Origin of the sequence: Microcoleus sp. FACHB-672 (assembly GCF_014695725.1) — a bacterium.
Taxonomy (GTDB): domain Bacteria; phylum Cyanobacteriota; class Cyanobacteriia; order Cyanobacteriales; family Oscillatoriaceae; genus FACHB-68.
The window spans coordinates 52045-66671 of sequence record NZ_JACJOU010000014.1 but is presented as its reverse complement, the minus strand read 5'-3'; the positions used below and the strand labels follow the sequence as shown (position 1 = coordinate 66671).

The following is a 14627-nucleotide window of genomic DNA, read 5'->3' as shown; positions in this document are numbered from 1 at the left end:
CCGATCACCGGCATGAAAAGCGCAAACTCGATTTCTAGGTCATGATAACAGTTTCACCGGCTAAAGTGTTGATGGCGTTTGACTAATCACTTTCACATTTGGCTCAAGGCAATCACCTGTGTTGTAGACATAATCAAACGCTCCTTGATCATTGAGTAAATGCGCTCGCAAGAACAGCCCACTCCAACGTCCGATCACGCCTATTGTTGTTGCCTGATCTAGGGTGGGTCGAATGGGATCACGGGTAACATTATCTTCATTCGTGATGCCATAGTGATTAGCACCTTTAAGCGCGATCAACGCCTTCGGTGCATCTTGAATTTGCATATAGGTTGATGCCGCTTTCCCCAAATTAGCGACACCATCCAAAGTTCCTGCAATCAAGGCAACTGGAATATCTTGATTGTCAATGGGTGCAAACATTCCGCTATTAGGCGGATTCTGAAAGTTGGTGCCGTAAAAGATAGCCGCCATCAGTTCTGGAGGTCGGGTATAGTCACCCGAACACACCAACGGGTCACAAATGTCTTGAATTACGGCTAAGCCGGCATAACCACCAAATGAGTGCCCCAAGAGTCCTAACTTTTCAGTATCTATAATTTCAAAAATGGGTGAGTCAGAATCAGCATCTTCCACTTTCATCTGATCAAGCACATCATTCACATTTTGTTGTTCTGCTAGAAGTCCGGTAATTATCTGTCCATTTGGGCCTGTTGTCGTTCGTTCATTATTCGGCACAACGACTACAAATCCGTAGCTAGCAACTTCTTTTGCATAGCTAGAATAGTCTGCTTTATCTACCAAAGCACCCTGTAGCATAAGCGCTATCGGCAGTTGATCGGCACTTGAGTTTGGCAAAACTGGGTAATACACATCTGCCGGCTCGCCATCGCCGGCAATCGTTGTCGTGTAGTACCTCACCTGGTCATACACCGGATCGGGACTGAAAGCAGTATTATTCTGTGGACTAATCTGAAGCACCTCTCCTTGTCCTGCGATCAAGCCCTTGTTTGAAATATAAGGGCCAAAGGTCAGCTTTTGGGGATTATCCAGACCACTTGCCAGAAGCTCAATTCGTGGTTTTTGTGGCGTTTCTATGATTTCCTGATTGACAGGTGCTTGCTCTAAAATAGCGATCAATAATTCTGGCAACATCACAAAACTCTCAGTGTATATAGATTATTTTCAGCGTTATGGCATCACTCTTGCTTAATGCCGATTCTGCCAATCTCGGAAACCATTAAACTGGGAGAACCCTAAGGCAAAGGCATGATTTCTGTTCATCCCTCTCAGGGATTGAGTTTAGATGAAAGAGTTAGCAAATACTACTCAAGCGCTCGCAATTTGGTCAAGCAGCCTGCAATTATCTAGGCAAGGCTGACGATGCCACCTTTGAGTTGACCGATACCGTCCTGCTGAGCTGTAGCGCCTCTTCCTTAGTTGACCTGTCCTGATCTGCATTATTTCGATTAAGTTGCGATTGATACCGGCTCATAGACAAGTTCCAAAGAAAGACGTTCAAACTTTTAGATAATACCGCCAAAAACGATTAAAATTAGCTAAATCTCAACACATTAATCTTGCAATGTTTAACCTATTCTCAAAACACTCATTTGCATTCGCCAGTGCCACTCTCTGCACTGCTGTAATAACAACCAGTCAAGCCCAAGCTTCGACCATTACCTATGATTTCACAGTCAACGTGACTAAAGGGGCCTTAGCAGGTAAGACATTCAATGGCACATTCAGCTATGATGATGCAACCTTGAAAGGCAATGGAATCGAGGAATTGGGAGTTGCTGAGGGATTAACTGCTTGCATGAATTATTTTGGACGTAACTACAGCGAAACTGACGATACCAGCTATCCCGAATTTCCAAAGCTTGTGTTTGAGAATGGCAAGATTAAACAATTGGATTTCTGGATACAGCCGAACAAGCGTGTTAATTGGTGGAATCTAGCCGGCTGGGAAGTCACCTTGTCCATGCGTGAAGCTGATGCTTCTGCCGGTTCCAATTGCCAGAAACCCTGAAGCATTACGAAGCCGTTACCCCTTCCGGGTAATCGCCTCATTAGTCAAAAAACTTTTTGCACCGAAGACATTAAGCTTTCTAGCAAGTATTATTTGAGTTAATAACTGAATAGATTATTGAATGATATTTTAATAACAATTTTAATATATTATGTTTGTAGCTCATTAAAAATAATTAGACAAAGGAACCTTCAATGATAACAAGAATCAATCGACAGTTTCGCTTAGCCGCTCGTCCTGTTGGTGATATCAAGGAAAGCGATTTTGAGTACCGAGAAGAGCCAATTCCTAACCCGACTGAGGGTGAGGTGCTGGTACGCAATATATATCTTTCGCTAGATCCTACTAATCGCCTCTGGATGAGCGATATACCGCAATATATGCCGCCGGTTGAAATTGGACAAATTATGCGCGGTATTGTTCTTGGTGTGGTAGAAGAATCTAAAAATCCTAATTTACAACGAGGGGATCTGGTTTCTGGTGCGCTTGGTTGGCAAGATTACACCCTTGTTGAAGAAAACAACATTCTTTCTGTCACACGACTCCCTAGCCCTCTACCTTATCCCCTCACCGCATTTCTTGGACCACTCGGACTGACGGGTTGGACAGCTTATTTTGGACTTTTAGATATAGGACAGCCGAAAGAAGGTGAAACGGTGGTTATTTCCGCAGCATCAGGAGCAGTGGGTTCGGTTGCTGGACAAATTGCCAAGATAAAAGGTTGCCGTGTTGTTGGTATAACCGGCAGTGATGAAAAATGCCATTGGTTGACACAAGAACTTGGCTTTGATGCAGCGATTAACTATAAAACAGTTGATTTAGAAAGTGCGCTTGCTGAATCGTGTCCCAATGGAATTGATGTGTATTTTGATAATGTTGGGGGTTCTATTCTGGATGCCGTGTTAATGAAGGTTAATCTGAATGCACGCATTCCTCTATGTGGATTAATTTCAGCTTATAATGCAACCGAGCCTGTTCCCGGCCCGTATAATTACAGTCAGATTTTGATGAAGCGTGTTCGCGTACAAGGGTTTATTATTCTTGATTATTTGCCTAGGTTGTCTGAAGCCATAACCGATATGGGACTATGGCTCAACCAAGGTAAAATTAAATATGCTGTTGAGATTGTCGAGGGCTTAGAAAATGCACCCTTAGCTCTTCTAAAACTGTTCGACGGGAATAAGAAGGGAAAACTACTTGTTAAAGTTTCAGAAGAACCTACCTAATCCGGTTTAAAAGTAGCGCCAGGTTTTAGTGATAAAAAATTGATATTTAATTAGTCAAGGGTTTCAGCTATACGAAAATTCTTTAAATTTTTTTGATTTGTTGCTTAAATGCTTCTGATGATTTCCTGCTTTAATAAGTAAAAGTTTAGAGTTTTATGAATTGAAACTGAGGCATTTTAACCCACAACTAATATCTTAAGAATCACAAATGGTATCGCTGACAACAATCGAGTTATTTTGATCTACCGGCAGATAGATTTACTACAATGAAATATAGCGATATTTCCAATCGCAACAATGTCGTGCTAACCGGCAGCCTTAACGAAGTAGCCGGCTTGAACTGGCCAAAGTTGCATGAATTCGGGGCAATTAAAGAAATTCGGTGCTAGCTTGCGGTGAAAAGACGGTTGTTGCGTGAAACTAACGAAGAGAGATCTCGGTATTTTTACAGACTTATCCGGGAAATCGCGTAAAGGAAGTCCGACAACCTAGACAATCGCTCTGTGATACGTCTAGATTTGTATGTGACCAGGAGAGAGTTCTACTGGATGAAACCCCCCTTTCGGTTCAGTTACATCCATCAGCGTCATCTGATGCAGACAGAATCGGCTCAGTGTGAGTGGGTGAGTGTTTAAAGGACTCTGCTCTTCTCTACCGCCAGTTTGGCTAGCGCTATGACACTAACAGCACCTGTAGATAATTTGACGGCATGAGTTACTTTAAAAGCGAGCGCGTATCCAGTGCTGCCGTGGAAAAACAAATATTTAATCAATGGGAGATGTTTCGATTAATAAGTTAAATCCCAGACAGCAACCAGACATTAAAGATTGATCATTTACAGGAAATTGGTATAAAAGGAGAACAAAATATGCTCAATACCGTTGAACTGCTGATAGATGCATTCGTGGAAAAACTGAAAGCCGGCTACCACCGAACTTATGGGGGCTACAAACCTCAGTATGAAGATATCATCGGTTGGGCCGGCAACATGGCGTTAGAGAACCTCGCCAACAGCGATGCTCTCTATCACAACATGGAACACACCATTTTAGTTAGCTTAGTTGGGCAAGAAATTCTGCGGGGCAAACACATCCGTGAAGGAGGAGTTACCTGTGAGGATTGGTTGCATTTTATTATCTCCTTAGTGTGCCATAACATTGGCTATGTTAAAGGCGTTTGCCGGCAGGATCAAGCCGGTTCTTACGCAACCGGAAAAGACGGGAAAACCGTCGTCCTGCCCGATGGTTCCACTGATGCTAGCCTTACCCCCTACCGTGTGGATCGGGGAAAACTATTTGTTGATGAACGCTTTGGCGGTCACAAACTGATCGATGTTGAGCAAATTAAACGTAACATTGAACTCACTCGTTTCCCGATGCCAAGCGGAGCAGACGAACTGGATAGCGTTAACTTTCCCGGCTTGGTACGCGCCTCTGCATTAATCGGTCAACTCTGCGATCCCCGATACTTTAAAAAGATTGGGGCGCTGTATTATGAATTTGAAGAAATTGGTTTAACCAAAGAATTAGGCTATAACAACCCTGGAGATTTACGCCATCACTATCCCAAGTATTTCTGGCGGAGTGTTTACCCCTATATTCAAGATGCACTGCGTTACTTATCTCTGACACAACAGGGCAAACAAATCATTGCCAACCTGCAAGCAAATGTGTTTGTTTTAGAACACGAACAGATTGGCAATGAAGAGTCTCCAGAAGCTCAGCTAGTACGCGCGAGTAACGGTGCCGCTTGAAGTAAGGTTTGCGTGTAAGGGTGCTGGGGATTGGTAAAAATTTTCCGTGTTGGGCCAATTTCCACAATCTGACCGGCATTCATTACAGCAATTCGATCACAGAAAAATCTGGCCACCCAGAGATCGTGAGTGATAAACAAATACGTCAGCTCGAATTCCTCCTTCAACTCCAGCATCAACTCCAGCACTTGCGTCTGAACACTCGCATCCAGCATACTCACCGGCTCATCACAAATCAGCAATTGGGGACGGGTAATCAACGCCCGTGCGATGGCAACCCGTTGCTGCTGCCCTCCAGACAGCTCAGAGGGATAGCGGTGATAAAATTCCTTTGGGCTTAATCCGACGCGTTCCAGCATCTGCATCACTTGCTCTTTCGCTTCTGCCGGCTTTGCTAGCTGGTGAATGAATAGGGGATCAGCAATGCTTTGCCCCACCGTCATCATGGGATTAAGACAAGCGTGGGGATCTTGAAACACCATCTGCATTTGCCGCCGGCGCTGCCGCAACGATTCAGCCGGCAATTCCATTAAATTTTGACCGAGAAATTCCACCTTGCCGCCGGTGGGCCGAATTAGCTGCAAAATGGTGCGAGATAGTGTACTTTTGCCGCAACCCGATTCTCCCACTAATCCCAGAATCTCCCCCGGATACAGCTCAAAGCTGACCCCATCAACGGCACGGATTGTCTGGTTTTGCCCAGAAAATAGCCGCTCAATAAAATTGGCTTCCAAGGTGTAATGCTGCTGCAATTCGTGAACCCGTAGTAAAGGGGATTCAGCAGTGGGGATCACAGCTTGAAGCTTATCTCCCCCTCTATCCCTCTCCCCTTCACCCTGATCACCCACTGCCTGAATGTGCAGCGCTGCCTTGAGTAGTGATTGGGTATAAGGATGCTGGGGATTTTGGAGAACGTCTTGCACTTTGCCGGTTTCCACCACCTTGCCGGCATACATCACCGCAATGCGATCACAATATTCCCCCACCATTGCCAAATCGTGGGAAATCAACAGCAGCGCCAGATCCCGTTCGTTGCACAACCGCGTCAGTTCCCGACAGATTTCAGCCGACACCGTCACATCTAAACTTGTCGTCGGTTCATCCGCCACAATCATCTTGGGTTCTAGCATCAACGCCAGGGCAATGGCCACCCGCTGCCGCATTCCGCCACTAAATTCATGGGGATATTGTGTCCATCGTGAAGCCGGGATTTTGACGGCTGCTAAGGTTTCAATCGCTTTATCTTTTGCTTGCCGCCGGCTTAACTCGGGTTGGTGACTTAAAAGTGTTTCTACACAGTGATCCCCAATCGTCATCAGGGGATCGAGGCGCGTCATCGGATCTTGGAAAATCAGCGCCACCGCTTCACCGCGAAAGCGTCTCAACTGTGCCGGTGTCAGTTCAAAAACTGATTGGCCGGCAAATCTCACTCGTCCCTCGATGCGCGTTGTTGCCGGTAACAACCGCATTGCCGCCCGTCCCAGCGTTGACTTCCCGCAACCGGACTCTCCCACCAATCCCAATCTTTCGCCCGGTTGCAGCGTCAAAGACACGTCATCCACCGCCCAGCTCGCTTCGCCGGCACCCCGCCCATAAGGATAGGAAACCCGCAAATTTTCGACACAAAATAACGCTTCGCTCATTCTGTTTGTCACTTGTCAGTTGTCTAGTTGTGTGGCGGGTTTTATCCTTTTATAATCGGTTCCCACCGTTAATCGATCTACCAAGCGCTTCAGTCTCCGCCTCCCCTCATCTCCCTATGCCGCTAGGGTGTTGCGCGAAACCTCCTTATCCCCTTTCCTCCTCGACTCCTCACTCTTCACTCCCCAATACCGCCTCACAGTATCCCATCAAAGTTTTAATGCGATCCCCTAGCTGAGCCTGCCGTTGTTGAATGGTTGCCGGCTGCCGTGACGCTTGCAATAACATTACATCTGTGTCCAAAAGCTTCAGTTGCTTGTGCATTTCTGTTTGGTAAGACTGTACCTTTGATGCGGTTTGCCGGTCTAACTCATCTGCCGGCAAACTCAAAATTTGCTCCTGAAAAAATTGCCACACTTGTGGGAGTGCTTTTGAGAAGGTCGCCTTATCTGGAACTCCCTCTGGCAGGGCGATCTGTTGCAGCCTCTCTAGCAGTTCGTACAATCGCTGATAGTGTTGGCGATGAATTTCTGGCAGCATGATGTAAAGAATTTTGTCTATATTGTATGAAAGGGGTACTCTTTAAGCTTTATAAACCTTAAAGGAAGATCAAAATTTGGGTTGCAGCGACCTTATGTCTGAGAGCATTATTGATAGCTGCCGCTCCTGATTCATCCCCCTGTCAGCAAAGTCTTAATTCTACCGTCTAGGTTTGCAGACGAAATCCTTAACGCCGCCGGCGTGTCTGTATCCTTGAATACAATAAATGCCGTAGAATTGGCAGATCCTCCTATCACCCGTCCACCTATTCATAAGCTTTAAGTGTGACACTATGAACACCACTGCCCCTACTTGCCCCATTGTTCAACTTCCTGACTGGCTGCAAGCGTGTTTGCTTACCCAGCAACAATCCTCTGACTCTACAGCACCCGATACCTCAGCGGCAGATAACTCCTTAATCTGTCGGGCGTTTGAATTTGGTTACCGGCTGCACGAAGGTCAGTGTCGTAAATCAGGCGAACCGTACATTTGCCATCCCATCGCAGTTGCCGGCTTGTTGCGGGATCTGGGAGGCAGCAGCGCTATGATCGCCGCCGGCTTTTTACATGATGTAGTAGAAGATACAGAAGTAAGTTTAGAAGAAATTGAGCAGCGGTTTGGTACGGAAGTGCGCCTGCTGGTTGAAGGCGTCACCAAGCTGTCTAAATTTAAATTTTCTAGTAAAACCGAACGCCAAGCCGAGAACTTCCGCCGAATGTTCTTGGCAATGGCAAAGGATATCCGGGTAATTGTCGTGAAGCTAGCAGACCGGCTCCACAATATGAGGACGCTGGAACACCTGTCCGATGAAAAACGGCGGCGAATTGCCCAGGAAACGCGAGAAATCTTTGCGCCTTTGGCAAATCGCTTGGGGATCGGTCGTTTTAAGTGGGAATTAGAAGATTTAGCCTTTAAATATCTTGAACCCGAAGCCTATCGGGCAACCCAAGAGTTGGTTGCAGAAAAACGAGCGGATCGGGAAGCCAGATTAACGAAAGTGACAGAAATTCTGCGGCAGCGCCTCGATCAAGTGGGGATCGAGTGTGTCGAAGTCAGTGGGCGGCCTAAGCACCTTTATGGAATTTACCAAAAGATGCAACGCCAGCAGAAAGAATTCCATGAAATTTATGATATTGCAGCGGTGCGGATCATCGTACAAAACAACGATGAGTGCTACCGAACTTTGGCCATCGTTCACGATGCTTTCCGCCCCATTCCAGGCCGGTTTAAAGACTATATCGGTTTACCCAAACCCAACCGCTATCAATCCCTGCATACGGTTGTCGTTGGCTTCACCGGGCGTCCTTTAGAAATCCAAATCCGCACCCTGGCAATGCACCATGTCGCGGAATATGGGATCGCCGCGCACTGGAAATACAAAGAAAGCGGCTCATCCAACCACACCCACATGAAAGCCGAAGAGGAGAAATTCACCTGGCTGCGGCAATTGCTGGACTGGCAGAGTGACCTCAAAGACGCTCAAGAATACCTGGAAAGTGTCAAGGATAACCTGTTTGAGGATGATGTCTATGTGTTCACGCCTAAAGGGGATGTGGTTGCACTCAGTCGGGGTGCCACACCTGTAGATTTTGCCTATCGCATTCACACAGAGGTGGGAAATCACTGTACCGGCGCACGAGTTGACGGGCGCATGGTGACACTAGACTCCCAGCTGAAAAACGGTGACATTGTTGAGATTATCACGCAGAAAAATAGCCGTCCGAGTCTAGGATGGCTGAATTTTGCTGTCACCACCGGCGCGCGCAACCGCATCCGCCAGTGGTACAAGCGCTCACACCGAGATGAAAATGTGGCCCGTGGGCGAGAACTGCTGGAAAAAGAACTAGGCAAAAATGGCCTGGAAGCACTGATCAAATCTGAGCCGATGCAGGCGGTGGCCCATCGCAGTAACTATCACAGTGTTGATGATTTACTCGCCGGCTTGGGTTATGGGGAAGTGCCCCTTAACCAAGTGGTAAACCGGCTGCGCGATGCGGTTAAGGCGAAACAGCCGATGGAAGCAGACGCCGAGACGCTACCGCCACCGGCTTCCTCTACACGGGCGCTGCGGGAGATAACCAGCCCTTCAACACCCGGCGGTAAATCTCCAATCGCCGGGGTTGAAGGGTTACTTTATCACCTTGCCGGCTGCTGTCACCCGATCCCCGGTGAACCGATTATCGGGGTGGTGACTCGCAGCAGTCGCGGCATCTCTATCCATCGGCAAGGTTGTCCGAATGTGGAAAATATCCAAGGTGATCGCTTTGTGCCGGTGAGCTGGAATCCTACCACCGAAACTGCGCGTCCCAAAACTTACCCGATTGATGTTCAAATTGAAGCGATTGACCGTGTCGGTGTACTCAACGATATTTTGTCTCGCTTAAAGGATAACAATATCAATGTTCGCAGTGCTCAAGTCAAAACTTATCCGGGATTCCCGGCTTTGATCAACCTGTGCATTGATATTCGTGATGTTGACCAACTTGAACGCACATTCTGTCAAATTAAAAAGATGAGCGATATCTTGAATTTGCGCCGGCTCACTCAAGTAGAAGAGTAAAGTTTACCGCTGTTGCAATCAGGCTGTTTGAATCCCGCTAGAGTGCCGGCAACTCCAACAGCCTAAAAAATTAGATTGATTTCAGCAATCTTCTTCAAAATTGCTGCAATCTAACGTGCCGGTGGCAATCATATTCACCTCATCAATGCGCTCAGAGTAATAACTACCTCTAATCTCAGCATTGAAAAACTGTCCGACTGAATCCGCGCTCTGAAAACATTCCCAAGTTTCAGACTCTACTTCACTATATTGATAAACCGATCCGTTTTTAAATTCGACTTGTAAAACTTTTCGCTCCTCATCATATCCAATTCCATTTGCCATAGATGAGGCAACCGGCAACATGGCAATTGACTGAGCACTTTCTATTTCTTCTTGGTTTTCCAGCTTAGGCGGAAACGCACTGAGTTCATTATTTGCGATGTAATGAACTTGTTGCAGTCCATTGTAAGCGGCAGCCGGCGCGGAAATTTCAATATATTCCACTTCCTCCCCCCGGTCGATTAACAGCCCCAACTGACCGTTAGAATGGCCGATAGCGAGGATATTGGTTAAATCAATTTTGGATAACTTCACGCGAATTTTTCCTCCAAAAATTGAGCCATTAAATAAGTAAGCCTGAGTTATTTAGCGGTTTTCACATCAGTAAGTTGCCGACAATCTATCAGGGCATATTTCAGCAAACTTTCTCAAGTTTGAAAGAAAAAAGCATCTTTCAAACCCGGTTTTCACCTTTGTCGTGGCAACTTGTAAACTGCTCTAAATTGGGCTTACTAAACTCTATTATAACCCGTGTTGATTTTTTAGTCAATAGTTTAATCGGGTCGTTTTTTATAGGACGTAGCTAATAATGATCCTCATTCCCTCAGGACTCAGCGCTCAGGACTCCTCCCTGTGCCAGCGTAAAGTAAAACGTCGCACCGGCATCAACAACCGCTTCAGCCCAAATCTTGCCCCCGTGCCGGTGGATAATCCGCTGTACAGTCGCTAGCCCAATGCCGGTGCCTTCAAACTCAGTTTGTTGGTGCAGCCGCTGAAAAGCATAGAACAATTTATCCGCATCAGCCATAGAAAAACCGGCACCGTTGTCACGCACAAAATACACAGTTTGCCCTTCTTGCTGGATCGTGCCAAATTCAATGCAAGTGTGCGCTTTTTTTCCGGTATATTTCCAAGCATTTCCTAATAAATTTTCCAGAACAATTTCTAATAGACGCCCATCTCCCTGAGCCATTACACCGGCAGCAATGCGAAACTCAACTTGGCGTTGCGGCTGTGTTTGCTGTAGCACCAAGGCAATTTTTTCTACCAAGGAACTTAACTGAACCGTCTCAATCTGCACCTTACTGCGAGAGATGCGCGACAGAGTCAATAAATCTTCGATTAGCTGCTCCATGCGCTTGCAGGCATGATGTATCCGTTGCAGGTAGTGTCGCTCTTTCTCGTCTAGCTTTTGGGCATAGTTTCTTAAGAGCAATGCGCTAAAACCATCAATTACTGACAGGGGATTTCGCAGATCGTGGGAGACTGAATAATTGAAAGCTTCCAATTCTTTGTTGGCAAATTCCAATTCAACAGCTCGACGCTTTAAATCTTCATGGAGCTTGCGAATTTCCACCTCAGCTCGCTGGCGTTCCGTTAAGTCACGCGTGACTTGGGCGAAGCCTCGCATCTGCCCACTTTCATCGCGTAACGTGCTGATGGCAACCGCCGCCCAAAACCGCAAGCCGCCTTTACGCACCCGCCAGCCTTCCTCTTCAAATCGCCCTTCAGCGGTTGCTAGTTGTAAATCTTGCTGCGGCTTACCGGCATCAATTTCTTCAGGCACGTAGAAACCGGAAAAATCTTGGCCGATAATTTCTTCAGCTGGGTAGCCGTGGGTGCGTTGCGCCCCAGCATTCCAACTCATCACACATCCATTGGGGGCGAGGGTAAAAATAGCATAATCCTTGCCACCGGCAACCAGCAGGCGGAAGCGCTCCTCACTCTCTCTCAGCGCCTCTAAGCTGTGCTTACGCTCAATCGCATAGCGGATGGCGCGAACTAACAAATGGGCGTCTACCTGCCCTTTCACGAGGTAATCCTGCGCCCCTTGGCGAACTGCGTCCACCGCTAACTCTTCATTGTCTAAGCCTGTCATGACTACGATTGGGACAGAGGGGGCTTCTGCCTGCACTTGTACTATCGTCTCCAGCCCTTGAGCGTCTGGGAGCGAGAGATCCAGTAAAATGACATCAAAACTGGCTTGTTTCAGCTGAGTGGTTGCCGCACTCAAAAACTGTGCCGGCACGACGTTAAACTGAACCGTGCTGACTTCCGAGAGCAACTCTTGCAGCATCACGATGTCGGCGCGGTTATCTTCAACTAGCAGAATTTTGATAGTTTGAGCGTCCATCTCTCGCCTGTAACTCCAAAGCCGATGCGGTGACGGCGGCTGGGGTGAGCGGTAATTCTACTGTAAAGCAAGTCTCACCCAAAGCACTCGCCACTTGGATCGTTCCGCCTAAATGTTCGCTAAGTTTTTCTACCAGGGCTAACCCCAAGCCTGTTCCTCCTTGCTTCCAGGGATCGTTACTGGGGATGCGATAAAACTTATCAAAAATGCGGCCTAACTCAGTGCTGGGAATTTCAATGCCTGAATTTATAACTTGTAATTGCAGTTTACCTTCTTGAGCGCAAACTTTAAGTGTGATGTGCTCGCCTGGGGGTGTGTACTTATGAGCATTATTCAGTAACTCTGTCAAGATCCGACCTAATCCTAAAGTGTCACAGACAACTGGAGGCAGTGCAGGAGAAATATCAATAGATAGGATTTGCTCGCTACTCTCAACTCGTTGTGTAAATGGCTCAACGAGATGGGGAATCCAATTTTGCATTTGAATCACGCTCAACTCTAAAGGTTGAACACCGGCATTGAGTCTTTGCAAGTCGAGTAGATCGTTAATCAAGTTAATTTCTCGGTTACACTCGTCGTGCAAAACCTCGAAGTAGTGAGTGGTTTTATCAGTAATTGAACTGTAAGCGTGATCATGGACTGGGGAATTCTGTGCAGACAGCACAGATCTGACAGCAGATTGCTGGTGGCTAATGGCGACTTCCAACATCTGAATCCCCATTTTTATATTGGCAATCGGTGTGCGAAGTTCATGGGAAACGGTACAGAGAAAATCATCTTTTAAGCGATTAAGCCGTTCGAGTTCCTTAACTTGCGCTTGAGCTTCCTGGTAGAGTCTGGCTTGCCGTAAAGCGATGGCACATTGATTGGCGACTTGCTGCACCAGCCGGATTTCTAATTGATTAAAAGTTTCATCTGCCGGCTTGAACAACCACAAATCCCCCAGCACTTCTTGATCGTCAACTAAAGCGCTGGCGAGAATCATTGAACGAGACTCATTGCGCGTGGGGACAAACTCGCAAAACTGAAAGGGTGGATTTTGTTGAAAGCTTCTCGATTGAACCGCCGGCTTATCCGCGTCCTTGTCGGCTAAACAAGGCAACAACTGAGAGTATATCTCGGCAAAGTCAGACAAATCTACCTCATGCCCCGTCAGCGCCGGCTCTATTTGGCTGTATTCATAGCGGATCGTTGCCGTTCCTTGCTCAAGATCATACAAAGCAGCCTGACAGCTTTGTGCGCCCAATCCTAAAGCTAACTCCCGCACAGCCGTTGGCAAAATTAGGTCTTCATCTAAACTATCGCGAACCTTGTCGGTAATCCGCTTTAGCATCGCCTCCAGATGCAGCGCCTGTTGCAGTTGTTCAAGCGCTTGTTGTAGCTCGGCGGTGCGCTCTTGCACTTGGGTTTCTAAGCCGGTGTTGAGCTGCTGTACCTGCTGGTAAAGTTCTGATTGTTGAATGGCAATTCCCACTTGGGTTGCAAGGGAAGTAAGCAGATCTAGTTCCCAAGGTTGCCAGGATCGATTCCCGCGACACTGGTGAGCAATCAGCAGCCCCCACAATTGCGACTTGGGTGTTGAAGTTGCAGAATCGAGGGTTTTTTCTCCCTGTTTAACTTTTAATTCTTCATTGAAAAGAATGGGAACAACCAAGTTAGCTCTGACCTGTAAACTAGCCAATAACTTGAGATGACACGGATCTAAACCGGCCTCATAAATATTCTCGATAGCCCGCACTCGTCCCTCTCCGTAGCGGCGCGCATAGCCTTGTTGAATAAAGCAGGTTTCTTGAATGGTAATTCCATAAATTGCGTTGCAATCATTGGCTACGGATTCTGCTACAACGAGCCCGCTCCAGTCTGGGTTAAAGCGGTAAACCAGCACGCGATCTGTGTGGAGAAAATGCCGGATTTCCGTGACCGTTGTGTGCAAAACTGCCCCTAAATCCAACGACTGGCGGATACGCTGGGAAATTGACCCCAACAGATGCGCTCGCTCAACTTGCTGCCCCAAAGCTTCTGCGGTTCGTTTGCGTTCAATGGCATAGCGGATAGCACGCACGAGTAGCTGGCAGTTAACTTGCCCTTTAATCAGATAGTCTTGCGCTCCTTGCCGAACCGCTGCCAGAGCTAACTCTTCATTATCTAGGCCGGTCATCACCACAATCGGCAGAGCCGGCGCAGCCAATTGCACCTGTAGGAGCGTCTCTAGTCCCTGCACGTCTGGAAGCGAAAGATCCAGCAAAATAATGTCAAACGCTTGTGTCTGGAGCCGGTTGAGAACTTCAGTGAGTTGTTTTTCATGCGTCACCTGAACCGGCACTGCTGGGTCTTCTGCCAAAAGCTCATTTAAGATAGCCACATCCGCGCAGTTGTCTTCTACTAAAAGAAGTTGAATCAAAGCATTTTTCATACTTGTAAGTCAGCCATATTGTCGGCAACCATGCCAGTTCAGACTTTCTATAGGGTTCGGCTTGTAG

Annotated in this window: 11 protein-coding genes; 5 read left to right on the top strand and 6 right to left on the bottom strand. The window is 47.1% G+C overall.

The window, feature by feature from the left end:
- Positions 1-60 precede the first annotated feature (60 nt).
- The gene (locus H6F56_RS09695) at positions 61-1155 is read right to left on the bottom strand and encodes an alpha/beta hydrolase family protein (RefSeq protein ID WP_190667280.1); all 1095 of its coding nucleotides are present in this window, start codon (positions 1153-1155) and stop codon (positions 61-63) included.
- 430 nt (positions 1156-1585) lie between these two features.
- Between H6F56_RS09695 and H6F56_RS09690 the strand changes: the two genes are divergently transcribed.
- From H6F56_RS09690 to H6F56_RS09680, 4 genes are all read left to right on the top strand, one after another.
- Positions 1586-2032, top strand: a complete 447-nt coding sequence (locus tag H6F56_RS09690) for a hypothetical protein (RefSeq protein WP_190667278.1) — start codon at positions 1586-1588, stop codon at positions 2030-2032.
- Positions 2033-2226: 194 nt separating this feature from the next.
- Positions 2227-3258, top strand: coding sequence for an NADP-dependent oxidoreductase (locus H6F56_RS09685; RefSeq protein ID WP_190667276.1), 1032 nt, complete (start codon positions 2227-2229; stop codon positions 3256-3258).
- A 266-nt stretch (positions 3259-3524) separates the two neighbouring features.
- Positions 3525-3647, top strand: a complete 123-nt coding sequence (locus H6F56_RS26815; protein ID WP_255513702.1) for a hypothetical protein — start codon at positions 3525-3527, stop codon at positions 3645-3647.
- A 479-nt stretch (positions 3648-4126) separates the two neighbouring features.
- Positions 4127-5011, top strand: coding sequence for an Npun_R2479 family HD domain-containing metalloprotein (locus H6F56_RS09680; protein WP_190667274.1), 885 nt, complete (start codon positions 4127-4129; stop codon positions 5009-5011).
- Here H6F56_RS09680 and H6F56_RS09675 read toward each other — a convergent pair.
- On the bottom strand, positions 4978-6654 hold the full coding sequence (locus H6F56_RS09675) for a dipeptide ABC transporter ATP-binding protein (RefSeq protein WP_190667272.1): 1677 nt from the start codon (positions 6652-6654) through the stop codon (positions 4978-4980). The genes H6F56_RS09680 and H6F56_RS09675 overlap by 34 nt on opposite strands.
- 169 nt (positions 6655-6823) lie before the next feature.
- Positions 6824-7192 (bottom strand): heterocyst frequency control protein PatD, encoded by a 369-nt coding sequence (patD, locus tag H6F56_RS09670; protein WP_190667270.1) that lies wholly within the window; start codon positions 7190-7192, stop codon positions 6824-6826.
- Between the two features lie 292 nt (positions 7193-7484).
- On the opposite strand from patD, the gene H6F56_RS09665 reads away from it, so the two are divergent.
- On the top strand, positions 7485-9752 hold the full coding sequence (locus H6F56_RS09665) for a RelA/SpoT family protein (RefSeq protein ID WP_190667268.1): 2268 nt from the start codon (positions 7485-7487) through the stop codon (positions 9750-9752).
- Between the two features lie 81 nt (positions 9753-9833).
- Here H6F56_RS09665 and H6F56_RS09660 read toward each other — a convergent pair whose 3' ends face one another.
- The 3 genes from H6F56_RS09660 to H6F56_RS09650 form a co-directional block, all read right to left on the bottom strand.
- Complete coding sequence (locus H6F56_RS09660; RefSeq protein ID WP_190667266.1) at positions 9834-10328, bottom strand: KTSC domain-containing protein; 495 nt, start codon at positions 10326-10328, stop codon at positions 9834-9836.
- 289 nt (positions 10329-10617) lie between these two features.
- The gene (locus H6F56_RS09655; RefSeq protein ID WP_190667265.1) at positions 10618-12147 is read right to left on the bottom strand and encodes a sensor histidine kinase; all 1530 of its coding nucleotides are present in this window, start codon (positions 12145-12147) and stop codon (positions 10618-10620) included.
- The gene (locus H6F56_RS09650; protein ID WP_199312705.1) at positions 12113-14560 is read right to left on the bottom strand and encodes a GAF domain-containing protein; all 2448 of its coding nucleotides are present in this window, start codon (positions 14558-14560) and stop codon (positions 12113-12115) included. Before H6F56_RS09650 ends, H6F56_RS09655 begins: the two co-directional genes overlap by 35 nt.
- Between the last annotated feature and the right edge of the window lie 67 nt (positions 14561-14627).